We start from the raw sequence: 22,462 nt of genomic DNA on the forward strand, positions 1-22,462 counted from the left end.
TCAGGAGAAGAAGCCCTGACCAGGGGTGAGGATCCCGTCCGGGTCGAAGCGCAGCTTGGCCGCGCGCAGCGTCGCCCAGTGGGGGCCGAAATGGCGCCGCCAGTCGGCGCCGGTCATGTTCGGGACGGCGCCGACGAGGTACCGCTTGCCGCCGAGGGAGACGCCCAGGTCGTACAGGCGCCGGTTCTGCCGCAGCATGCGGTCGATGTCGCCGGTCTGCTCCGGGCCCGGGAAGCGCAGCAGGTCGAACAGGTAGGTGACCGGCTCGCCGGTGGCCGGCAGCGCGAACATCGGCCTGGTCAGCTTCCGGGTCGGGAAGGGGTAGAGGCCGGTGAAGCCGCCGCCCAGGTCGGCCGCGGTCAGCTCGGCGACGACGGCGGCGGTGAACGCGGGCACGGCCGAGGTCGGCAGGACCATGCTCAGCCAGGGCTTGGCCTGCTGCCAGTACCCGTACTCCTTGAGGAACGCCTCCCAGGCGTCGGCCCGGAAGATCCACTCGCGGTAGGTGGTGTCCTGGACCTCCAGCGACGCCCGGTCGTGCCGCAGCCCCGCGAGGAGCCGGCCCTGGTCGGGCGTGCCCGGCGGGTTGTAGTAGACGACCGCCTCGATCTTGTACCGCCAGCCGGTGCCGTCGGCGGTCGGGACGATCCCGCCCTCCTGGTGGTCGAACCGCCCGTCGCGCATGACCTTCTCGGCGTCGGCCGTGTAGGTGGCGAGGTCGTTGTAGTACAGGTTCAGGTTCAGCGCCCGGGCCTGCGCCGGGACCAGCTTCACCGTCGCCCGGACGATGACGCCGACCTGGCCGCCGCCGGCCAGGACCGTGTTGAACAGGTCCGGGCGGACGGTGGCGGACGCGGTGACGAGGTCGCCGGCGCCGGTGACGACGTCGACCTCCTGGACGGTGTCGACCAGCAGCCCGTACTTCTGGACGGTGCCACCGACACCGCCGACGGAGATGGTGCCGCCGATCGACAGGTTCAGGTAGTCGGTGAGCGCCGGCGGGGTCAGGCCCCGCGCGAGCGCGGCGTCGGCGAGCTGTGCCCAGGTGACGCCGGCGTCGACGACCGCGCTGCCGGCGCCGATGCTGTGGATGGTGGACAGGGACCGGGCGTCGATCGAGATGCCGCCCGGGACGGCGGCCTGGCCGTAGTTGGAGTGCGACTCGAGGTCGGCGCCGGTGCCGCTCTGGCCGTTCATCGCGACCTTCAGGCCGGCGCGCCGCGCGTACCGGATGATCCGCACGACGTCGGCGACCGAGCCGGGGCGCAGCACCGCGCGCGGCGTGCCGCGCACCAGCTCGCCGAAGTCGTGCGAGAACCGGGCCAGCACGGCCGGCGCCGTCTCCAGGGTGCCGTCGAGCGCCGGCACCGGAACCATGCCGGCCGGGGCCGCCTCGGCGGCGGTCACCCAGCCGGACGCCTGGCTCCAGCCGACCGCGACGGTGGCGGCAGCGGCGCCCTTGAAGAGGGCGCGGCGGGAGGCGGTGGTCATCGGTCAGCCCGCCCGCCCCGCCGGGACGCCGTCGCCGGTGGTGACGGCGACCTGGTAGGACTCCAGGTCGAACTTCTTCGTCAGCCGGCGGAAGCGCCAGGTGAACGTCGGCCAGATCGACGAGTTGCGGCCGTTCGCGTCGACGTACCAGCTGCTGCAGCCGCCGGCGTTCCAGACCGTGCCGTGCTGCAGCTGGGCGACCAGCTCGTTGTACTGCTCCTGGGCCTGGGGGCGGACCTCGACGCTGGCGAGGCCGCGCTTGTCCATCTGCCGCAGCGCGTCGACGACGTAGGCCAGCTGCGCCTCGATCATCACCGTCTGCGACGAGTGGCCGAGGGTGGTGTTCGGGCCGAGCAGCATGAAGAGGTTCGGGAAGCCGGCGATCGTGGTGCCGCGGTATCCCGCCATGCCGTCGCCCCACGCGTCGGCGAGGCGCACGCCGTTGCGGCCGTGGAGCCGCTCGGCGATCGGCCGCGAGGTGGCGCGGAAGCCGGTGCCGAGGATGATCGCGTCGACCGGGCGCTCGACGCCGTCGACGTCGACGATGCCGTTCGGCCGGACCTCACGGATGCCGGTGGTGACGACGTCGACGTTCGGCGATTGGATCGCCGGGTACCACGTGTTCGAGAACAGCAGGCGCTTGCAGCCGACCGCGTAGTCGGGGGTGAGCTTGGCCCGCAGCCCGGGGTCCTTGACCGACTTCTGCAGGTGCTTGGCGGCCATGCCCTGGATCGACTGGCTGGCGCGCTTCGGGTCGGCCATGAGGAACGCGACGATCTCCCGGCCGTTCTTGTTGAAGTTGCGCCGGAACCGCTGGTAGCCCGGGACGTGCTTGCGGACCCAGATGTGGCTCGGGGCGACCTTCTTGTCCGGCTTCGGCCCGACCCACGGGGGCGTGCGCTGGTAGAGGTCGAGGTGCCCGACCTTCGGCTGGATGGCCGGCACGAACTGGATCGCGGACGCGCCGGTACCGATGACCGCGACCCGCTTGCCGTTGAGGTCGAAGTCGTGGTCCCAGCCGGCGCTGTGGAACAGCGCGCCCTGGAACGTCGACAGGCCCTTGATGTCGGGGATCGCCGGGTCGCTGAGGTAGCCGGTGCCGGTGACGAGCACCTGGGCGGTGTATTCGCCCTGGTCGGTCCGCAGGTGCCAGCGGCGGGTGCGCTCGTCCCAACGGGCCTCGAGCAACTCGTGGCCGAAGCGGATGAACGGGCGGATGCCGTAGCGGTCGGTGCACCAGCGCAGGTAGTCCAGCACCTCGTCGCGCTTGGCGAAGGTGGTCTTCCACTCCGCGCGCGGGGCGAACGAGTAGCTGTACAGCAGCGCCATCACGTCGCAGGCGCAGCCGGGGTAGGTGTTGTCGCGCCAGGTGCCGCCGACCTCGTCGGCGCGCTCGAAGAGCAGGAAGTCGTCGCTGCCCTGCTGGCGCAGCTTGATCGCCATGCCCAGGCCGGAGAAGCCGGTGCCGATGATGGCGACCTTCACGTGGCGGCCGGGGGCGCCGCCGCCCGGGCCGCCGGAGCCGACCTCGGCCGGCGTTTCCACGATGCTCGTCACGACGGCCTCCCTCAGCCGCGCCGCGTCAGCACGACGCGGAAGTTGTTGAAGTACTTGTCCTCGAGCGTGTACGCGAAGATGTCGAGGTACCGCTCGAAGCGGGCGACGACGTCCTCGCCCTCCAGCGCCACGGCCTCGTCGCGGCGCTCCGCGAGGTACCGCAGCCAGACCCGGCAGGCGTCGGCGAACGACAGCTGCTCGTTGCGGATCTCGCGCACCTCGAACAGGCCCTCCGCGCCGGCGGTCAGCTCGGACAGGTGCGGGATGTGGCAGCCGGCGAACTCCTCGCGCTGCAGGAACTTCAGGTCGTCCAGCAGCTGCCGGTTCAGCGGCAGGCGCTCGGCGGTCATGGTGTGCAGCACGAAGCCCGCACCGGGCTTCAGCAGCGAGTGCACCTGCTCGAAGAACACGCCGTAGCGCTTGGTGCGCTCCTTCGGCGGCAGGCTGGACAGCACGAAGTGCTCCAAGGCGTTGATGCAGAAGGCGCCGTCGTACTTCTCGTCGCTGCGGTGGTCCTCCCAGGACTCGACACGCACCTCGACCGCGGGGTTGCCCAGCGCCTCGATGTAGTCGGCCTGCGTGCGGCTCAGCGTGACACCGACCGCCTTCTTCGCGCCGTGGACCTTCGTGACGCGGTCCAGCATGGTGCCCCAGCCGCAGCCGATGTCGAGCACCCGCTCGGCGCCGGCCGCACCGGCCAGCTCGATGAAGGCGTCGAGCTTGCGCAGCTGGCCCTCGTCGTGGTTGGCGTAGCGATCCTCGCCGTCGGCCCAGTAGCCGCCGGAGTACATCATCGTCGGACCCAGCAGGATCCGGTACAACTCGTTGCTCACCTCGTAGTGGTGCCGGATCGCCCCGATCTCGGGGTTCACGGGCCCGGCCAGGACCGTTGTCATGCCGACCTCCCTCGTCGCTTCCAGGCTGCGAGGTGTGAGGTAACCGCTTCGCCGCAACAGGCGCGCAAGAGCGTCGATGGGCTCGGACCGGTTCGGACCGGCTCGGTCCGGGCCGAGCCGGACGGGCCGCCGGGCCGTCACGGCCGCGCCGCCGGGCCGTACGGGCGCCGATCGGGCCGCCGCCGCACCGCGCCGCAGGTCGGGGGCGTCGTGACGGGCGGTTGCGGCTCCGTTGCGCCGGACCACGTTTGCTGCAACCAAGGCAGAGTGCCTGCCGCAAGCCAGGCAGCACCCCGGAGATGACAGGAGCGAAGCAGATGGAGATGCCGACCGTCGAAGAGCTCGCGGAGCAGCTGCGCGAGGTGTCGGGCGCCACGGCCGTCGACCCCGACGCGCCGATCCAGCACATCGCGGACGTCGACTCGCTGGACCTCATGGAGTGGCTGTACGGGTTCCAGAACAAGTACCCGCACATCCCGGCGGACGAGTCGCTGTTCAAGGACATCGACGACACCACCACCATGCGGGTCGTGTACGGGCGCATCACGGCGCTCCTGGGCGAGCCGGCCGCCTCCGCCACCGCGACCGCCTAGCCGTGGACGGGTTCGACATCACCGGCTGGGGCACCTCGGTGCCCGCCCAGGTGCTCACCAGCAAGGCGCTGGCTGAGCACCTGGGCGTCGACGAGGACTGGATCGTCAGCCGGTGCGGTATCCGGGAACGGCGCATCGTCGAGGCCGGCCAGACCACCGCCAGCCTGGCGGTGGAGGCCGGCCGCCGGGCGATCGAGTCGGCCGGGCTGCGCCCGGCCGACATCGCGCACCTCGTCGTGGCCACCGCGACGCCGGAGCAGCCGTCGCCGGCCACGTCCGCGTTCGTCCAGCACGACCTGGGCCTGACCGCCAGCGCGCACGACGTCAACGCCGAGTGCTCGGGCTTCGTGTACGCGCTGCTGCACGCGGTGGCGCTGCTGCGCCTCGACCCGCGGCCGATCCTGGTCATCGGCTCGGACACGCACAGCCTCTCGGTCCGCCCGGACGACCGCGACCTGCGCATCCTCGTCGGGGACGGCGCGGGCGCGGTGGTCGTCCAGCCCGGACCGAAGAACCGGCTGCTGGCCTGGAACCTCGGCGCCGACGGTTCGTGCACCGGGAGCCTGAAGGTGCTCGCCGGCGGCAGCCGCATGCCGACGACCGAGGAGACCACCCGCGACGGCCTGCACTACGCGCGGATCAACGGCAACGAGATCTACCTCAACGCCGTGCGGTTCACCGTCCGTACCGTGCGGGCGACGCTGGAGCAGGCCGGGGTGAAGCCGGACGACGTGCACCACATCGTGCCGCACCAGGCCAACATCCGCATCATCAACTCGGTCCTCAACCACGCCGGCATCGCGCCGGAGCGGCTGGTGACGAACCTCGAGCGGTACGGCAACACCGCCTCCGCCTCGATCCCGCTCGCCCTGGCCGAGGCGCTGGACGCGGGCCGGATCCACGACGGCGAGCTCGTGCTGCTGGCCGGGTTCGGCGCCGGGATGACGTGGGGGTCGATGCTGCTGGACTGGGGGTCGGTCCGATGAAGGACACCACCGCCGGAGCGCGGCCGGCCCAGCCGGTCGCGCTCGTCACCGGCGCTTCGGGCGGGCTGGGCCAGGCCCTGGCCCTGGAGCTCGACGCGCTCGGCTGCCGGGTCGCCGTGCACTACAACCGCTCGGCGGAGCAGGCCCACGCCGTCCGTGAGAAGCTGCAGAACGACGCCATGGTCGTCACCGGCGACGTCGCCTCGTGGGAGGCGGTCACGGCGATGTACCAGGAGATCAGCGACCGGCTCGGGCCGATCGACGTGCTGGTCAACAACGGCGCCGTCCGGCGCGACTCGCTGATGGCCATGCAGGACCCGCGGGACTGGAAGCAGGTCATCGACACCAACCTGGTGGGCACGTTCCACACCTGCCGGGCCAGCGTCCCGGCCATGCTGCGGCGGCGCTGGGGCCGGATCGTCAACATCGTGTCGCCGTCGGGCCTCATCGCGACGGCCGGGCAGACCGCCTACTCGGCCTCGAAGGCCGGCGTCATCGGGCTGACCCGCACGCTCGCCGCCGAGTGCGGCCGGCGCGGTGTGACCGTCAACGCGCTGTCGCCGGGCTTCATGATCACCGGGATGACCGAGAACCTTTCGGACGGCGTCATGGAGGGGATCCGGGGCAAGACCCCGATCCCTCGCTTCGGCACGACGGAGGAGGTCGCGCGGGCGATCGGGCTCTTCCTCGACAGCGACTTCATGACGGGGCAGGTTCTCAGCATCGACGGCGGGGTATCAATTACCTGAATCAGATTCATTTATGTCCGAACGATCGGCGATTGGCACCCGACCCCGGCGGCCAATCGCTCGACCGTTTCAACAACGTTTCTGAAACGTCACCTGAATCCACCGTGCCGTCGGGAACCGACACGACGCAATTCCATGCACCGTGATAACTTCCGTCGTGCTCCTGCGAAGATCACCCGGAAACCTCCGACCGCCCGGTTGGCCGCTATGACATCTGCATTAGCGACGTTGCTGCTCGCTGAGTTCGACGATCGCTTCCGCGCCGACGAATCCGATGAAGCGCGGGACATCGCGCTGCACGCGGACAGTTTCGAGGTACAGGTCGAGGCGCGCGACGGGGTCCGCACGCTGCGGGCCTTCTTCGACAGCGGCTTCGACGCCGCCCGGGCGGCGATCGAGATGGTCACGGCGCTGGACGAGGACCCCGGCGGTGCCGGGGCGGCGGACCCGGCGCACAACCCCGCCGCCCGCCGCTGGGGCATGCGGATCGCGCTGTGCGCGGCCACCGATCGCACCACCGCGCCGGCCCGGGCCGCCCAGTTGCTCGCCCGGACCGGGCGCGGGCAGATCCTGGTGACGGCGCCCACGGCGATCCTCGTCGGGGCGACCCTGCCCCGCGGCGCCGACCTGCTGTACCACGGCGTGTGGACGCCGGCCCAGGACCGCCGCCCCGAACGGGTCTACGAGCTGTGCCTGGCCGAGATCGGCGGCGACAGCGACGCGACGTCCAACCTGCACTGGGCGCGCCGCGCGGTCGAGACCGAGGCGGAGGCGACCGGCACCGTGCGGCATCTCGGCACGCTGCTCAAAACCTGGCAGCACGGTACGACCGGGCACCTGCGCATGGTGCTGGTCAGCGGCGGCAGCGGCGCGGCCCGCACGGCGGTCTGCGCCGAGCTCGCGCTGCGGGTGCACGCCGACGACGCGCTCGTGCTGTACGGCCGGTGGGACGAGAGCCACCCGGACGACTACCGCGCGTTCCGCGAGGCGCTCGGCTTCTACGCCAACGGCTGCGGGGTCGAGCGGCTGCGCACCGACCTCGACGGGCGGGTCGAGGCGATCGTGCGGCTGCTGCCCGAGGCCGGCGTGCGCATCGGTGTGCCGTGGACGGCCGAGCACGGCGACGCGGGCTGGCCGTGGGACGCCACCGCCCAGGCCGCCGAGGCGCTCGGCGGGTGGCTCGCCCAGATCACCGCCCGGCGCCCCACGCTGCTGGTGCTCGACGAGCTGCAGTGGGCGGACGCGGCGTCGGTGCGGCTGCTGACCCATCTGTGGCACGCCTGCGGGCGACGGCCGCTGACGGTGCTCATGACGTCGGCCGCCGGCGCGACCGACGACGAGCGCCCGACGGTCGCCGACCGGCTGATCGGCTCGGCCGCCGAGGTCCGCGCTGTCGCGATCGACCACATCCGCCTGTAGCGGGCGACGAGCCGGCCGGCGGTGTTCAGGCGCGGGCGGCGCGTGGGGAGCCGAGGCTCGTCAGCACGCGACCGGCCTCGGCGCGCAGGGCGGCGGCCCAGCGGTGGTCGCCGGCCCGCGCGCGGCCCTGCAGCGCGACCGCCAGCGACTGCTGGGCCAGCGCGATCCAGGGGCGGGCCTTGTGCGTGCCCAGCTGCGACAGGGCGGCGGTGAGGTGCCGCTCCGCCGCGGACCAGTCGCCGACCGTCACCGACAGCCGGCCGAGGTGGAAGGAGACCGGGCCGGCGAAGCTGCGGTAGCCGACGCCGCAGTACAGGTCTGCGTAGGGCATCAGCAGCGACCGCGCCGCGTCCGCCGTGGTCGGGTCGCCGAGCTCGTGCACCGCCATCGCGAGGACGCCCGCCTGGTGCAGGAACAGGTCCCCGGCCGGCAACGGCTCGACGCCCGTGGCGAGGGCGCGCAGGCGCAGGTGGGCAGCGCCGCGCTGGCCGCGGGCCAGGGCCGCGAGCGCCTCCTCGACCGGGTCGTCGGGCGGGACGGCCGGCCCGGCCAGGTCGGTGCGGCCCGCGCGCCGCCCGGCCGGCGGCAGGTGCCGGTCGGTCAGCAACAGCGGCCACTCGGCGAGGAACAGCTGGCGCGCCGCCACGGTGCCCGGCGCGGGTTCGATGCCGACGGGCGGCCAGCCGCCCGGCAGCCTGGCCCGGCCGGTCATCGTCGCGGTGAGCATCGCGTCGGTGAGGCGGCCCTGCGTCAGCGCGACCGCCACGGCGTGCTCGGTCAGCAGCATGTCGACGAGCCACTCGTCCTGCGCGCCGCCGGCCTCGCCCGCCGCGGCGAGCATCTCGAGGGCCGCGGCGCGCACGGTCAGGTCGCCGACCGTCTCGGCGGCCATCGCCCGGTGGTGGGCGGCGAACAGCTGCTGCTTGTGGTCGCCGATGGCGGCGGCGAGCGCCAGGACCTCGCCGGACAGGGCGAGCCGCCGGTGCGCGTGCTCCGGCCCCTCCAGCGCCCGCAGCTCCCGCCCGAGCGCGTCGACCCCGGCGGTGGCGGCGGGGCCGGGCGTGACCCGGCCGCCGAGGCGGGCCTGGCGCGCCAGCAGCCGGCCGACGGTGGCGTCGTCGACCGAGATGAGCGGGCGGTGCCCGGCCGGCCGCAGAGCCGGCGCGTCGGAGGGATCGGCGAACCCGGCCGCCGCCGGGACGGCGCTGTGCACGAGCGTGCCGATCAGCGCCTCGGCCTCGCCGCGCAGCGCCGGTCGGGTCTCGACGACGTCGGCGAGGCCGAGCGCGGCCTGGGCGGCGATGTTCAGCCGGCCGCTGTGCAGGGCCCGGATCGCGGCGTCGAGGAGCGTCTGCTCGCACCCGGCGTGGCCGGCGGCGAACTGGGCGAGGCCGAGATTGGTGAGCGCCTCCGCGCGCAGTTCCTCGTCGCCCGGCGGGACATGGTCGAGCGCCACGCGGTGCAGGCGCACCGCGTCGTTGGCGGCGCCCTCCGCGCTGGCCCTGGCGGCGGCCCGCCAGCCCCACCGCACGGCGCGCTGGTCGCCGTGCGGGGTCGCGCCGGCGGCGCGGTGGTGGGCGAGGGCGCGGCTGTACCGGCTGAGCTGCCCCGCGCGGCGCACCTCGATGGCGTCGGCGAGCCGGGTGTGCAGCCACCGCCGGCGCGCGTCGTTGAGCCGCTCGTAGATCGCCCGCCGGAGCAGGTCGTAGGTGAAGCGGTGGTGGTGGCCGCCGCGCACCCCCTCCGCCGGCCCGCCCGCCTCGGCGATCATGCCCCGGCTCATCAGGACGTCGATCGAGTCCATCGCCCGGCCGGCGTCGAGCTCCGCCGCCTCCGCGACGAGTTCCAGCTCGAACGACCCGCCGGCGACGGCCGCCGCGCGCAACAGCTGCAGCGGCGCGGGGTCGAGGGTGGCCAGGCGCGCCGTCGTGTACTCGTGGACGGCCGACGGCAGCTCGGGTGCCGCCTCGCCGTCGCGGTCCCGGTGCCAGCGCAGCATCTCCAGCAGCAGGTACGGGTTGCCGGCGGTGTCGGCGATCAGCCGATGCGGCGGCGGCATGCCGGCGACGGACCGTTCCGGGACGAGCTGGCGCAGCAGCGCGAGCGCGTCGGCCTCGACGAGCCCGCCGAGCACGATGCGCCGCGCGCCGCCGCCGATGCCGCCGCCCGCCACACTGTCGCTGCCGTAGACGTCGACGTCGCGCAGCGCCGCGGTCACGGCACCCGTGCGGTCGTTGGCCGGGTTGACCGTGCCGAGGACGAGCAGCGACGACGTGCGGCGGTGCCGCAGCAGGTGGCGCAGCAGCTGGAGCGTCTCGGCGGTGGCGTCGTCGAGGTCGTCGAGGATGAGCAGTATCGGCCGCTCGCCGGCAAGGCCGGCCAGCACGTCACCGAGGCCGGCGAGCAGCTCGGCCCGGTGCGCGGAGCTCAGGCCACCGGCGGGCAGCGCCGCGGGAGCGAGCGTGTCGAGCGTCTCCCGTGCCTTGCGGCTGAGCTCGGGCAGGACGTCGACCGGGGTGGCGGCGAGGAAGTCGGTGAGCGCCGCGACGAACGGCTGGAAGGGCGTCGCGCTGTCGCGGTCGCAGCGGCCGTACATGACGACGCCGCCGGTGAGGCTGATCCGGCGGGCCGCGACCGTCACCAGCCGCGTCTTGCCCGCGCCGGGCGGGCCGCTGACCAGAACCATCGTGCTGCCGCCCCGCTCGACACGGCTCCAGGCGTCGGCGATCGTCTCCAGCTCGGCGCGGCGGCCGACGAACGGCACCGCGGGCACCGGCCGGTTGCGGGCCGGCGACGGCGAACCGGGCGCGGCGCGGCCGCCGGTCACCGGGCGCGGGTCGGGGCTGCTGAGCAGGTCGAGGTAGGCGGCCTGGGTCTCCGGGGCCGGGTCGACGCCGAGCTCCTCGGCCAGCGCCCGGCGCAGGTAGTTGTACGAGCGCAGCGCCTCGGCCCGGTTGCCGGCGGCGACGTGCGCGGCCATCCGGCAGCGGTGCGCGCTCTCGCGCAGCGGCGCCCGCCGGACCGCCTCCTCCGCGCAGCGCAGCGCGTCGCGCTCGTCGCCGAGCGCCGAGGCGGCCAGGCTCGCCGTCTCCAGCGCCTGCACGAGCAGGCCGTCGAGCCGCTCCCGGACCGTGGCGACCCACTCGCCCTCGTGCTCCGGCAGGAACTGCCCGCGCAGGCAGCCGATCGCCGCGGCCGCCTGCCGCTGCGCCTCCGCGTAGGCACCGGCCGCGAACGCCTGCGTCGCCGTGTGCACGTCGGCCTCCGCGCGTTCCACGTCGACGGTCACGTCGTCGGGCAGCCGCAGCAGGTACCGCCCGCCCTGCGCCACCAGCACGGCGCTGTCGTGGTCCTCGGACCCGGCGGCGAAGGCCCGCACGCGGCTCACCACGCTTCGCAGCGCCGACGCCCACGTGTCGGGCAGGCCGTCCGGCCACACGGTGTCGGCGAGCTGGTCCCGGCTGGTGCCGTTGTGCCGCTCCAGGGTGAGGCGCGCGAAGGCGACCTGTGCCTGGGCGCTGGACAGGGAATGCGTCGGCCGCCCGCTCTCCTCGATCGTGATCAGTCCGCAGAGTTTGATCAACAATGTCAGACACCCCCGCGAGACGCCATACCCATTGAGACTGAACGATACCTTTGATTTAACGGGAACGGTCAAGGCACCACAAGATGGATTCTTCGCGACAAGTTCGCGGCCATTACCTGCCCGTATCCGGTCGTACCGAGGCGGCGCAACAGATGCGCATCGGCACCGCCGCCGCACGCGCACGGGCACGGTGCACGTGCCGGACCGCCGGCGCCGCCTGACCGGCCGGCCACCGCCACCGAATCACCTGCCCAGCAACGGTTTCCGCCGCTGCACCCACCTCCCGATCGCGTATTGCGCGGCCGTTGCGCGCCGGACTGTAGACATGCGTCACCGGACGACCGTGATGAGGAGACAGGCATGAATGTATCTGAGGGATGGCGGCGTCTCGAACCGAAGGTGACGGCGACGAACCAACGGGTGGCGTCGCTCGAGTCCGACCCCAGCCGCAAGAACAGCTTCGTGCCGTACAAGCACGACCGCGACAGCGCCTACGCCGAGATCGACGGCGAGCGTTACCTGATGATGTCCGGCTACAGCTACCTCGGCCTCGGCGGCGACGAACGGGTCGTCGCGGCGGCCAAGGCGGCCGTCGACGTCTACGGCACCGGGACCCACGGCGTGCGCGCCCTGGCCGGCTCCACCCCGCTGCACGAGGAGCTGGAGGCGGAGGTCGCCCGGTTCACCGGCCGCGAGGCGGCGATGGTCTTCGGCTCCGGCTACGCCGCCAACGTCGGCACGATCGGCGCCCTGGTCGGCCCCGGCGACACGGTCTTCATCGACAAGTACGACCACGCCAGCATCGTCGACGGCTGCAAGCTCAGCGGCGCCACGGTCACCCGATTCCGGCACAACGACGTCGAGCACCTCGACCGCCGCCTGCGCGACGTCGGCGGCGACGGCGTCCGGCTCGTCATCGTCGACAGCGTCTACTCGATGGACGGCGACATCGCCCCGCTGCCCGACCTGCGCGCGGTGTGCGACGCGCACGGCGCGCTGCTGATGGTCGACGAGGCGCACGCGCTCGGCGTCATCGGCCGCACCGGCAGGGGCATTGAGGAGCACTTCGACGACCGGGTGCGAGTCGACGTCAAGCTGGGCACGCTGTCCAAGGCCATCCCGTCCAACGGCGGCTACGTCGTCGGCACGCGCGACCTGATCACGCACATGCGCTACCACGCCCGGCCGTTCCTGTTCTCCGCGGCGCTGGCCCCGGCGCAGGTCGGCGCCGCCCTCGAGGCGCTGCGCATCCTGCAGCGGGAGCCGGAGCGGGTGGCGCACACCCAGCACGAATCGGCCCGCCTGCGCAAGATCCTCAACGAGGCCGGCATGCGCACGCTGTCGAGCGAGACCGCGGTCATCCCGCTCATCGCCGGCTCCGACGAGGCCGCCTACGACTACGCGACCGCCTGCCGCCGCGCCGGGGTCATCGGCCTGCCGGTGGTGTCGCCGGCGGTACCGAACGACCTGGCCCGCCTTCGGATCGCCATCACCGCCCGCCACGACACGACCGACATCGACGTCGCCGCCGAGGCCTTCCTCAAGGCCGCGCGCGAGTGCCGGCTCATCACGGACTGACCCATGCGCAGCAACGTGCAGGTCGCCATCACGGGACTGGGCGTCGTGTCGCCGGCCGGCTGCACGGCCGAGGACTTCTGGGCCGGGATCTCCAGCGGCCGGTCGGCCGCCGCGACACTCACCGACCCGGAGCTCGCCGGCCACCCGGTGCGCATCGGCTGCCGGGTGCGGGGCCTCACCGACGAGGGGCTGTCCCCGAAGGAGGCCCGCCGGCTCGACCCGTTCGCGCGGTTCGGCCTCGCCGCCGCCACCCGCGCCTACCACGACGCCGGCGCGCCGACCCCCGATCCGGCGCGCGCCGCGATCGTGGTCGGCAACGCGGTCGGCGGCCGGCGCACGAGCGACGACGAGAGCCGCAACTACGCCCGCTCCGGCCCCCGCGGGGTCAGCCCGCTGATGCCGCTGCTGTCCATGCCCAACGCCGCCGCGGCCCTCATCACGATGCGGCTGGGCTGGCTCGGCCCCGCGCTGACGATCGCGACCACGTGCGCGAGCGGCGCCGACGCGATCGGGCACGGCGTCATGCTGCTGCGCACCGGCCGCGCCGACGTGGTCCTGGCCGGCGGCTGCGAGTCGATCCTGACGCCGGTCACCATGGCCGCCTTCGCCAACCTCAGCGCCGTCTCCGCCCGCAACGACGCGCCCGAGCTCGCCTCGCGCCCGTTCGACGCCGACCGGGACGGCTTCGTCATGGGCGAGGGCGCCGGGTTCGTCGTGCTGGAGCGGCTCGACGACGCGCGGGCGCGCGGCGCGCGGACCTACGCGACGGTGGCCGGCTACGCCGCCGGCGCCGACGCGCACCACCTCGCGATGCCGCTGGAGGACGGTTCCGGCGCGGTCGCCACCATGACGGCCGCCATCGCCGACGCCGGCCTGGAGCCGGCCGACATCGTCCACGTCAACGCCCACGGCACCTCGACGGTGCAGAACGACCGCGCCGAGGCGGTCGCGCTGCGCAAGGTGTTCGGCGCCGGCGGCCCACCGGTGACCTCGACCAAGGGCGTCATCGGCCACCTCATCGGCGCCGCCGGCGCGGTGGAGCTCATCGCGACGGTCCTCGCCATGCGCGCCGGCCGGGTGCCGCCCACCGCCAACCACCAGCGAACGGAGCCGCAGATGGAGATCGACGTCGTGCACGGCGCTCCCCGGCCGGTCCCGGTCGGCCCGGCCCTGTCGAACTCGTTCGGGTTCGGCGGCCACAACGCCTGCCTGGTGGTGGCGCCGGCATGAGCGGTACGGAGCGAAGCGGAGTGGCCGCTCATCAGGAACGCAGGTTGAGTTCGTGCCGCTGCCGGAGCGAAGCGGAGGTGACGGCATGAGCGCTATGACCGTCACCGCGCAGGACATCACCGGCTACCGTGCCGTCGTACGGTCCATCATGGACGGTGCCCCGGACGACGGGAAGGCGTCCCCGGTCTTCCCGTTCGTGCTCGCCTCCGACGCCTTCGAGCGGATGGCCGCCGAGCTACGTGCGCAGGGCAGCGCCGGCGGCCGGGTCCACCTCGGGCAGGAGATCCAGGTGTACCGCCTGATCCGGCCCGGCGACGAGGTCACCACCGACCTGGAGCTGCTCGGCGCGCGCCGCGAACCGCGGGGCGTCCGCCTCGCCGTCCGGTGCGCCGTGCGCACGGCCGGCGGCACGCCCCTCGCCGACCTGATCACCGCGGCGCTGTTCACCGGCGCCGTCACCCCGGAGCCGTTCGGCGACATCCCGCAGAACGGCGCGCCCACGCCGGCGGGCGAGCCGATCCCGAAGACCGTCACCGTGCGGAAGATCCCGGTCCAGACCGTACGCGACTACGCCCGGGTCTCCCGCGACGACAACCCGATCCACCTCGAGGACGCCGCCGCCGTGGCGGCCGGGTTCCCCGGGGTCATCGCGCACGGGATGAGCGTCCTCGCGCTGGTCTGCGAGGAGGTCGTCGACCGGTTCGCGGGCGGCGACGCGGCCCGGGTCCGCGCGCTGTCCTGCCGGTTCTCCGGCCCGGTCAGGCCCGACGAGCCGATCGAGATCACCGTCGGCGGCGCCGCCGACGTCGTCACGTTCGCCTGCCGCACGCCCCAGGGCCCGGCCCTGAAGAGCGGCTGGATGCGGTTGGGGGAAGCCGATGGCTGAGCACACCGAGATGACGGACAGCGTCGACCTGTGCGCCGCCATCGCCGCGCACGCCGAGCGCACGCCGGACGCGCCGGCCCTCGTCTGGCACGACACCGTCACCACCTACGGCGAGCTCTACGCCCGCGCCGAGCGCCACCGCGACGCCGTCGCCGCATGGCACCCGTTGCCCGGCGAGCCGGTCGGCATCGTCGCCGCCAAATCGCCGGAGACGGTCGCCATGATCCTGGGCTGCCTGCTGACCGGTCAGCCGTTCCTGCTGCCGTCGCCGGCCCTGCCCGACGACGTCCTCGCCAACCTGCTCGCCCAGGCCAGGTGCCGTCACGTCCTCGGCGACACCCGCGGCCTCGTCCCGGCGGACGGCGTCGAGACGTTCCCGGTACCGGGCGGCACCTCGTTCATGCTCACCACGTCCGGTTCGACCGGCCTGCCGAAGGTGGTCCCGCTCGGCCGCGAGTCCGTCCACCGGTTCCTGCGCTGGGCCGGCGAGACGTTCGAGCTCAAGCCGGGCACGACGGTGCTCAACTACGCGCCGCTGAGCTTCGACCTGTGCCTGCTCGACGTGTGGGCCACCCTCGCGCACGGCGGGCGGGTGGTGCTCGTCGACCCCGACCAGGCGGCCAACGGCCGGCACCTGCTGGACCTGCTGGTCCGGTACGACGTCGACGTGGTCCAGGCCGTGCCGATGTTCTACCGCCTCATGCGCGACGCGGCACGCGGCGAGGAGGCGCTGTCCACCGTGGTCGGCCACGCGATGTTCACCGGCGACGCGATGCCGGAGCAGCTGCTGGCGCAGCTGCCGCGGATGTTCCCGAAGGCCCGGCTGTACAACATCTACGGCTGTACGGAGACGAACGACAGCTTCTACCAGGAGATCGGCGAGCTGGCCGACGGCGCCTCGATCGGGCGGCCCCTGCCCGGCGTGAAGGCGCTCGTCGTGGACGACGACGGCGCGCTCGTCACCGGCGCCGGCACCGGCGAGCTGCTGGTGTGGACGCCGTTCCAGACGTCCGGATACCTGGACCGGCGCCGGTTCGCCGACAGGTTCGGCCCGCACCCGACGGGCGCCGACGACCTGCGGTACTTCCGCACCGGCGACCTCGTGCGCCGCGACGAGCAGGGCCGCACCGTTCTCGTCGGCCGCCGCGACCACCAGGTCAAGGTCCGTGGGGTCGCCGTCAACACGGCCGAGGTGGAGCAGGTCCTGCTGCGCCACCCCGAGGTCGTCGAGGCGGCGGTGCTCGCGGAGAGCGACCCGGTCACCGGCCGCCGGCTGGTCGCCCACGTCCGCCGGCTGTCCGCCGGCTCGGGGAACCGGCTCAACAGCCTGACGCTGCGCGAGCACTGCGCGCGCCGGCTGCCCCGGGCCGCGGTCCCGTCGGTCCTGCGGATCGTCGACGCCCCGCTGCCCAGGACGTCCACCGGCAAGGTCGACCGCATCGCACTCGCCAACTCCGGAAAGGGAACCGAGCAATGAGCGACAACACCGCAGCCATCAAGCAGTACATCGTCGAGGAGTTCCTGCCCGACCTCACGCCCGAGGACCTGCCGGCCGACCACGACCTGCTCGCCGACGGTGTCATCGACAGCCTGGGCCTGCTCAAGCTGATCGCCTGGATCGAGGACCGGTTCGTTCTGCCGGTCGCCGACGACGCCATGGACCCCGACAACTTCCGCAGCGTCCGCGCGATCGACGCGTTCGTCGCGCGGGCCCAGCCGGTCGCGAACGGCTGACCGTCATGTCCGACACCGTGACCGCGCTGCTCGACCGGGACGCCCCGATCCCGGTCGAGGCCTGGCGCGCCCTGTGGGACCAGGTCGAGGCGGGCGGGCTGGACCACGCCCGGTCCGTCGCGCTGCTCGCCTCGCTCACCACCGAGCTGCCCGACGACGAGTCCCTCGCCGGCCTGCTGGCGTCGCTGCGCGAGCGGCAGGAGCCCGGCACGACCTGGCCCGGCACGGTGAACATCGTCGGTACCGGCGGCGGGCCGAAGACGTTCAACGTCTCGACCGCCGCCGCGTTCGTGGCCGCCGCGAGCGGGGTTCGCGTGGTCAAGACCGGCTCCCGCGCGTACACGAGCAGCCTCGGATCCGTCGATCTGGTGGAGCGGCTCGGCATCCGGCCCGCCGGCACCCCCGCCCGGACGGCCGAGGCCCTCGACCGCTTCGGGCTCGCCTTCGCCGGCGGCTACGTCTACCCCCCGGTGCTGGGCCGCCTGGCCCGCAACGTCCTGCCCCTGGGCATGAAGGCGTTCGGCCGGTTCCTCAACGCGCTCGGCCCGTTCCTCGCGTCGCCGCCGGTGACCGCCCAGGTCACCGGCGCGTCGGCCCGGATGCCCCGGGACAAGCTGCGCCGGCTCGCCGGCACGGTCACCGACCGCGTGGTGTGGCTGTGCGTCAACGACCTCGGCGCCGACGAGTTGCTGCCGTTCGCCGACAACACCATCCACACGCCGCAGGGCGACGTCCGGCTGCCGCGCGGCGCGGTGATGCCCGGCGACGGCTCGTTCGACGACCTGCGGCCGGTACCGCCGGCCGAGGCCGCCGCGCACTTCGCCGAGCTGCTGGCCGGCCGGGCCGGCGCGGTCGCGCTGCGGACCGTGTGCCTCAACGCGGCCGCGCTCGCCGTCGCCACCGGCCACGAGCCGGGCTGGACCAGCGCCGTCGAGCGGGCCGAGGACGCCATCCACAGTGGAGCGGCCGCCGGCCTGCTGGCGCAGATGCGCGCGGCGAAGCTCGCGGTGGCGGCCCATGGCTGAGTTCTTCCCGCGCCGGCGGCGCGGCGAACCGTCCCTGGCGCTGTTCCTCAACGCCGGCGACCCGCCGCTGGACGTCCTCACCGACGTGGTGCACATGCTCGACGAGGCCGGCGTCGACTGCCTCGAGCTCGCCGTGCCCTTCCCGGACTCGGTCACCGACGGCCCCGTCGTGCGGCGCTCCGCCCGGCGCGCCCTCGACGCCGGGGTCACACTGCCGTCCGTCCTCGCCTTCGTCGCCGCCGTGCGGCCCGGGCTCCGGCGGCTGCGCATCGCGCTGCTGGCCGACTGGAGCCACTCCGTCAAGCCCCGCCCGCTGCCGGACCTGGTGCGCGACGTCGCCGCGAGCGGCGCCGACGGCCTGCTTCTGCACGCGCTCCCGCCCCGCCTGCACGAGCCGTACCACGCCGCCGCCCGATCGGCCGGCCTGCCGATCGTGACCACCTGCTACGCCACCGGCTCGGCCGAGTCGGCCGCCGCCGCGGCCGCCCACGCGTCGGCCTACCTGTATCTGGTCGCCCACTACGGCCGAAGCGGCACCCCGCCCGCCGCCGGCTTCGCCGACCTCGCCGGGACCGTGGCGCGCCTGCGCGCCGCGACCGCCGCACCGATCGCCATCGGGTTCGGCGTGCGTACCGGAGCGGACGTGGCGGCCATCCACGACTGCGGTGCCGACGCGGCAATCGTCGGCTCCGCGGGGGTCGCCCGGATCGAGGCGGCCCAGGCCGACAAACGGGACGTCGTCGTGGCACTGCACGACTTCGTCCGGTCCATCCAGCCGGCGCCTCGAGATCAGGTGCCGGAGATCACCGGGAGGCAGAGATGATCATCCGCGAGCTCACCAACGTGAAGACGGTGGACTGGGGCAACGGCCTCAGCCGGCGCTTCCTGCTCCAGTCCGACGGCATGGGCTACACCGTCACGGACACCACCGTGCGGGCCGGCACCAAGTCCAACCTCGAGTACCGCAACCACCTGGAGGCCTGCTACTGCATCGAGGGCTCCGGCGAGGTCGTCGAGATGGACGGCACGGTGCACCCCATCACGCCGGGCACGCTCTACGCCCTCGACCAGCACGACTCTCACTGGCTGGTGGCGTCGCCGCACGAGGACCTGCGCCTGGTGTGCGTGTTCACCCCGGCGCTGCAGGGCGACGAGGTCCACCGCCTCGACGAGGCCGACTCAGCCTACGGTACCGCGTCATGATCGAGTGGGACGCCGATCAGCGGGCGCTGCGCGACGGCATGGCGAAGTGGTTCGACGCGCTCAACGCCGACCGCGTCGAGCACGACGAGAGGGCCGTCTTCTCCTGGGACACGTGGAAGGTGATCCAGCAGTCCGGCCTGCTCGGCCTGCTGTTCCCGCAGCGCTTCGGCGGGCTCGGGCAGAGCCTGCTCACCACGATGTACGTGTTCGAAGGGTTCGGCCACGGCTGCCGGGACAGCGGCCTGACGTTCTCGGCCACGACCAGCGTGGCGAGTGTCGGCGTCCCGCTCGACCGGTTCGGCACGGCCGAGCAGCAGCAGCGGTACCTGCCGGGCGTGTGCTCCGGTGAGATCATCGGCGCGCACGCGATCACCGAACCGCAGGGCGGCTCGGACGCGCTGCGGATGCTGGCGACGGCGGAGCGCGACGGCGACACGTTCGTGCTCAACGGCACCAAGACGTTCATCACCAACGGGCCGATCGCCGACGTCTACACCATCTACGCGCGGACGCGGCCGGACGCCGGGCCGCTCGGCGTCACCGCGTTCCTGGTGGAGCGGGGCACGCCCGGGCTGCTCATCGGCGAGCCGATGCGCACGATGGGCCTGCGGACCTCGCCGATCGGCACTCTCACGCTGGAGGACTGCCGGGTGCCGGCGAGCCAGGTCGTCGGCCGCGTCGGCAGCGGGTTCCTGGTGCTCGACCACGTGATGAAGCGCGAGATCCTGCTCGCGTTCATCCTCGACGTCGGCCACATGCGGCACCGGCTCGAGCGCACCATCGGCTACGCCCGGCAGCGCTCGCAGTTCGGCCGGCCGATCGGGCAGTTCCAGACGATCGCCAACGTCATCGTCGACATGAAGATCCGGCTGGAGACGGCCCGCAAGTGGCTCTACGACGCCGCGGAGCGGCTGGAGCGGGGCGAGAACGCGACCGCGGACATCGCCATCGCCAAGCTCGTCACCAGCGAGGCCAACCTGGCGAGCAGCCTCGCCGCCATGCAGGTCTTCGGCGGCAAGGGATACCTCACCGAGCACGGGATCGAGCAGGACATCCGCGACGCGGTCGGCGGGCGGATCTACTCGGGCAGCAACGAGATCCAGTACAACCGGATCGCCAGCATGCTGGGCCTGTGACGTGCGGATCAAGGTGTGTGGAGCGAGGAGCCGGGCCGACGTCCGGCTCCTCGCCGGCGCGGGTGCCGACCTCGTGGGCCTGTGGCACGGCGTGCCCGGCGGCCACGCGGAGCTGCCCCTGGACATCGCCGCCGACCTGACCCGGCGCTGCCTCGCCACGGGCGGCACCGAGCCGGTCCTCGTCACCTTCGTCGGCGACCCCGATCGGCTCGCGCGGATCGTCGGGGTGACCGGGGTCCGGTGGGTCCAGCTGCACGCGTACCAGCAGCCCGGCGTGGTGAAGGCGCTCAAGACGGCCGCGCCCGTCACCGTCGTGAAGGTGCTCCACATCCGCGACGGGATCTGCCTCGAGGAGCGGTTCATCGGCGCCTACGAGCGGGCGGGCACCGACCTGTTCCTGCTCGACACCGTCTCCGCCGACGGGCGGGTCGGCAGCACCGGCCGCCAGCTCGCCGCAGGCGCGGCCCTCGCCCTCGCGGCGCGGCTGCAACGGCCGTTCCTGCTCGCCGGCGGCCTCTGCGACACGGTCACCGAGCAGCAGGCGGAGGTCGCCGCGCATCCGCTGTTCCACGGCGTCGACGTCGACACCGCGGCGCGGGACGCCGACGGGGAGTTCGCGGCGGCGCGGGTCGAGGCCATCACGCGGTGCTGGCGCGCCGCGGTACCAACCTAGGGGTTGTCATGTTCATCGACGCTCTGCGCGGCGCGGCGCGGCCGTTCGTGATGGAGATCAAGCGCACCGACGCGGACGGCAGCCCGCTCGTCGGGGACCGGCCGGTGGCGGACGTGGTGGCCGCCTACACCGCGGCCGGCGCGCCGTGCCTGTCCGTCGTCACCGGCCGGTGGTTCGGCGGCTCGCCGGACCTGCTCGCCGAGGTCGCCGCGCTGACCCGGCTGCCGTTGCTGCAGAAGGACTTCGTCACCCGGACCGCGCAGCTGCACACGGCCCGGACGCTGGGCGCGTCGGCCGTCCTGCTCACCGCCGGGCTGCTGCCGCGCACCGCGCTGCACCGCCTGGTCGGCGCGGCCCTCGAGCTCGGCCTCACCCCGTTCGTGGAGGTCGTCTCCGCCGCGGAGATCGCCGGGCTGCCGCACGCCGACGCGTGCGTGGTCGCGGTGAACAACAAGGACATCAACACCCGCGAGCGCAGCGGCGGCGGCATCGAACGCAGCCTGGGGCTGCTGCGGGCGGTGCTGGACAGCGGCACCCGGTGCCCGGTGAGCGCCAGCGGCATCGACCGCCCCGAGGCGGCGGCGCGGCTGCTCGCGGCCGGCTACGCGGGCCTGCTCGTGGGCACCTCGCTGCTGCGCGCCGGCGACCTCGAGCGCTGGCTGGCCGCGTTCGACCACTGCCACTCCGGGGATCCGGCCGGCTCCTGACCGCGTCGCCACCGGCCCGGCCGTGCCCGCCGTCACGTACTGCGGAGGCCGGGCCACTACTGGTCCAGGGCGGCCCGGCGGTGCTCCAGCGGGCTGACCCCCCGGACCCGCTTGAACGCGGTGCTCAGCGCGAACGCGCTGCCGTAGCCGACCATCCGCGCGACGTTGCCCACCGTGGCGCCCGGCTCGCGCAGCAGGTCGGCGGCGAGCGTGAGCCGCCAGTTCGCCAGGTACTTCATCGGCGACTCGCCGACCAGTTCGGTGAACCGCCGGGCCAGCGCGGCGCGCGACACCCCGGACTTGGCGGCCAGATTGGCCACCGTCCAGTTGTACGCCGGGTCGGCGTGCAGCATGTGCAGGGCCGCGCCGATCACCGGATCGCGCTGCGCCCGGTACCACGCAGGGGTGGGCGCCTCCGGGCTGGCCAGCCAGGACCGCAGCACGGTGACCACGAGCAGGTCGAGCAGCCGGTCGAGGACGAGTTCCTGCCCCGGCTCGTCGCGCACGATCTCGGCGGCGAGCAGGTCGACGAGCGGCCGCTCCCCGGCGCCGATCGGGCGCACCATCATCGGCGGCAGCACGCCGAGCAGCCGATGGCTGACCTCGCTGTGCAGCTGGTAGGTGCCGCTGAGCATGATATCGGCGCTGTCCTCGGAGCTGCTCCCCCAGGTGCGCACCCCGGCGTTCAGCGAACCGCCCATGTCCAGACCATCGATCGTGGTGCACCGTTGCCCGGGATGGATCACGATCTGCACCGGGGTCTCGGGACCGTCACAGATCGTGTAGGCATCCGGGCCGCGCATGATGGCGATCTCACCCGGTCGCAGCCAGGCCGGTTCGCCGGTCGTCGGCACGATCAGCGCCTCGCCCCGCGCCATCGTCACCACGGACAGTGGCGCCTCGTCCTCGATCCGCAACGACCAGGGCGGGGTGAGCATGGACCGCAACAGGAACGCCCCCCGCGCCCTCGGCTGGTCGAGCAGTCCGGTGAGCGCGTCCATAGGCCGAATTGT

General features: G+C 73.5%; 20 protein-coding genes. 15 read left to right on the top strand and 5 right to left on the bottom strand.

Annotated elements, in window-relative coordinates; all coding sequences use genetic code 11:
• The 3 genes from ACGFI8_RS20190 to ACGFI8_RS20200 are packed head-to-tail and all read right to left on the bottom strand — an operon-like array spanning position 1 to position 3,944.
• Positions 1-1,491: an FAD-binding protein gene (locus tag ACGFI8_RS20190; RefSeq protein ID WP_392806857.1), complete on the bottom strand. Its 1,491-nt coding sequence runs from the start codon at positions 1,489-1,491 to the stop codon at positions 1-3.
• Between the two features lie 3 nt (positions 1,492-1,494).
• Positions 1,495-3,048, bottom strand: a complete 1,554-nt coding sequence (locus ACGFI8_RS20195) for a flavin-containing monooxygenase (protein ID WP_392806859.1) — start codon at positions 3,046-3,048, stop codon at positions 1,495-1,497.
• 11 nt (positions 3,049-3,059) lie between these two features.
• A complete protein-coding gene (locus tag ACGFI8_RS20200; protein WP_392806861.1) occupies positions 3,060-3,944 on the bottom strand; it encodes a class I SAM-dependent methyltransferase in 885 nt (294 codons plus the stop codon).
• A gap of 323 nt (positions 3,945-4,267) precedes the next feature.
• Between ACGFI8_RS20200 and ACGFI8_RS20205 the strand changes: the two genes are divergently transcribed.
• The 4 genes from ACGFI8_RS20205 to ACGFI8_RS20220 all read left to right on the top strand — a co-directional run bounded on the left by ACGFI8_RS20205 (position 4,268) and on the right by ACGFI8_RS20220 (position 7,691).
• A complete protein-coding gene (locus tag ACGFI8_RS20205; protein WP_392806862.1) occupies positions 4,268-4,537 on the top strand; it encodes a hypothetical protein in 270 nt (89 codons plus the stop codon).
• A gap of 2 nt (positions 4,538-4,539) precedes the next feature.
• The gene (locus ACGFI8_RS20210) at positions 4,540-5,523 is read left to right on the top strand and encodes a 3-oxoacyl-ACP synthase III family protein (RefSeq protein ID WP_392806864.1); all 984 of its coding nucleotides are present in this window, start codon (positions 4,540-4,542) and stop codon (positions 5,521-5,523) included.
• Positions 5,520-6,272 (top strand): SDR family NAD(P)-dependent oxidoreductase, encoded by a 753-nt coding sequence (locus ACGFI8_RS20215; RefSeq protein WP_392806865.1) that lies wholly within the window; start codon positions 5,520-5,522, stop codon positions 6,270-6,272. Before ACGFI8_RS20210 ends, ACGFI8_RS20215 begins: the two co-directional genes overlap by 4 nt.
• A gap of 207 nt (positions 6,273-6,479) precedes the next feature.
• The gene (locus ACGFI8_RS20220) at positions 6,480-7,691 is read left to right on the top strand and encodes an AAA family ATPase (RefSeq protein WP_392806866.1); all 1,212 of its coding nucleotides are present in this window, start codon (positions 6,480-6,482) and stop codon (positions 7,689-7,691) included.
• A gap of 25 nt (positions 7,692-7,716) precedes the next feature.
• On the opposite strand, the gene ACGFI8_RS20225 is transcribed toward ACGFI8_RS20220, so the two are convergent.
• Positions 7,717-11,277 carry an AAA family ATPase gene (locus tag ACGFI8_RS20225; protein WP_392806867.1) on the bottom strand — a complete coding sequence of 1,187 codons (3,561 nt, stop codon included), beginning with the start codon at positions 11,275-11,277 and terminating at the stop codon, positions 7,717-7,719.
• Positions 11,278-11,637: 360 nt separating this feature from the next.
• On the opposite strand from ACGFI8_RS20225, the gene ACGFI8_RS20230 reads away from it, so the two are divergent.
• The 11 genes from ACGFI8_RS20230 to ACGFI8_RS20280 all read left to right on the top strand — a co-directional run bounded on the left by ACGFI8_RS20230 (position 11,638) and on the right by ACGFI8_RS20280 (position 21,449).
• Positions 11,638-12,855 carry an aminotransferase class I/II-fold pyridoxal phosphate-dependent enzyme gene (locus ACGFI8_RS20230; protein ID WP_392806868.1) on the top strand — a complete coding sequence of 406 codons (1,218 nt, stop codon included), beginning with the start codon at positions 11,638-11,640 and terminating at the stop codon, positions 12,853-12,855.
• 3 nt (positions 12,856-12,858) lie between these two features.
• The gene (locus ACGFI8_RS20235; protein ID WP_392806869.1) at positions 12,859-14,085 is read left to right on the top strand and encodes a beta-ketoacyl-[acyl-carrier-protein] synthase family protein; all 1,227 of its coding nucleotides are present in this window, start codon (positions 12,859-12,861) and stop codon (positions 14,083-14,085) included.
• 85 nt (positions 14,086-14,170) lie between these two features.
• A complete protein-coding gene (locus tag ACGFI8_RS20240) occupies positions 14,171-14,971 on the top strand; it encodes a MaoC/PaaZ C-terminal domain-containing protein (RefSeq protein WP_392806870.1) in 801 nt (266 codons plus the stop codon).
• Entirely contained in the window at positions 14,964-16,448 is a 1,485-nt protein-coding gene (locus ACGFI8_RS20245) for an AMP-binding protein (protein WP_392806871.1), read from the top strand. Before ACGFI8_RS20240 ends, ACGFI8_RS20245 begins: the two co-directional genes overlap by 8 nt.
• Positions 16,445-16,705: a phosphopantetheine-binding protein gene (locus ACGFI8_RS20250; protein ID WP_392806873.1), complete on the top strand. Its 261-nt coding sequence runs from the start codon at positions 16,445-16,447 to the stop codon at positions 16,703-16,705. Before ACGFI8_RS20245 ends, ACGFI8_RS20250 begins: the two co-directional genes overlap by 4 nt.
• 5 nt (positions 16,706-16,710) lie before the next feature.
• The gene (locus ACGFI8_RS20255) at positions 16,711-17,730 is read left to right on the top strand and encodes an anthranilate phosphoribosyltransferase (protein WP_392806875.1); all 1,020 of its coding nucleotides are present in this window, start codon (positions 16,711-16,713) and stop codon (positions 17,728-17,730) included.
• Entirely contained in the window at positions 17,723-18,553 is an 831-nt protein-coding gene (gene trpA / locus ACGFI8_RS20260; protein ID WP_392806876.1) for a tryptophan synthase subunit alpha, read from the top strand. Before ACGFI8_RS20255 ends, trpA begins: the two co-directional genes overlap by 8 nt.
• Positions 18,550-18,933 (top strand): ectoine synthase, encoded by a 384-nt coding sequence (locus ACGFI8_RS20265; protein WP_392806877.1) that lies wholly within the window; start codon positions 18,550-18,552, stop codon positions 18,931-18,933. The genes trpA and ACGFI8_RS20265 overlap by 4 nt, the downstream gene beginning before the upstream one ends.
• On the top strand, positions 18,930-20,069 hold the full coding sequence (locus ACGFI8_RS20270; protein WP_392806879.1) for an acyl-CoA dehydrogenase family protein: 1,140 nt from the start codon (positions 18,930-18,932) through the stop codon (positions 20,067-20,069). The genes ACGFI8_RS20265 and ACGFI8_RS20270 overlap by 4 nt, the downstream gene beginning before the upstream one ends.
• 1 nt (position 20,070) lies before the next feature.
• On the top strand, positions 20,071-20,742 hold the full coding sequence (locus ACGFI8_RS20275) for a hypothetical protein (protein ID WP_392806881.1): 672 nt from the start codon (positions 20,071-20,073) through the stop codon (positions 20,740-20,742).
• 8 nt (positions 20,743-20,750) lie between these two features.
• Complete coding sequence (locus ACGFI8_RS20280) at positions 20,751-21,449, top strand: hypothetical protein (protein WP_392806882.1); 699 nt, start codon at positions 20,751-20,753, stop codon at positions 21,447-21,449.
• Positions 21,450-21,505: 56 nt separating this feature from the next.
• On the opposite strand, the gene ACGFI8_RS20285 is transcribed toward ACGFI8_RS20280, so the two are convergent.
• Positions 21,506-22,450, bottom strand: coding sequence for an AraC family transcriptional regulator (locus tag ACGFI8_RS20285; RefSeq protein ID WP_392806884.1), 945 nt, complete (start codon positions 22,448-22,450; stop codon positions 21,506-21,508).
• Between the last annotated feature and the right edge of the window lie 12 nt (positions 22,451-22,462).

Origin of the sequence: Dactylosporangium sp. NPDC048998 (genome assembly GCF_043197855.1) — a bacterium.
Taxonomy (GTDB): domain Bacteria; phylum Actinomycetota; class Actinomycetes; order Mycobacteriales; family Micromonosporaceae; genus Dactylosporangium.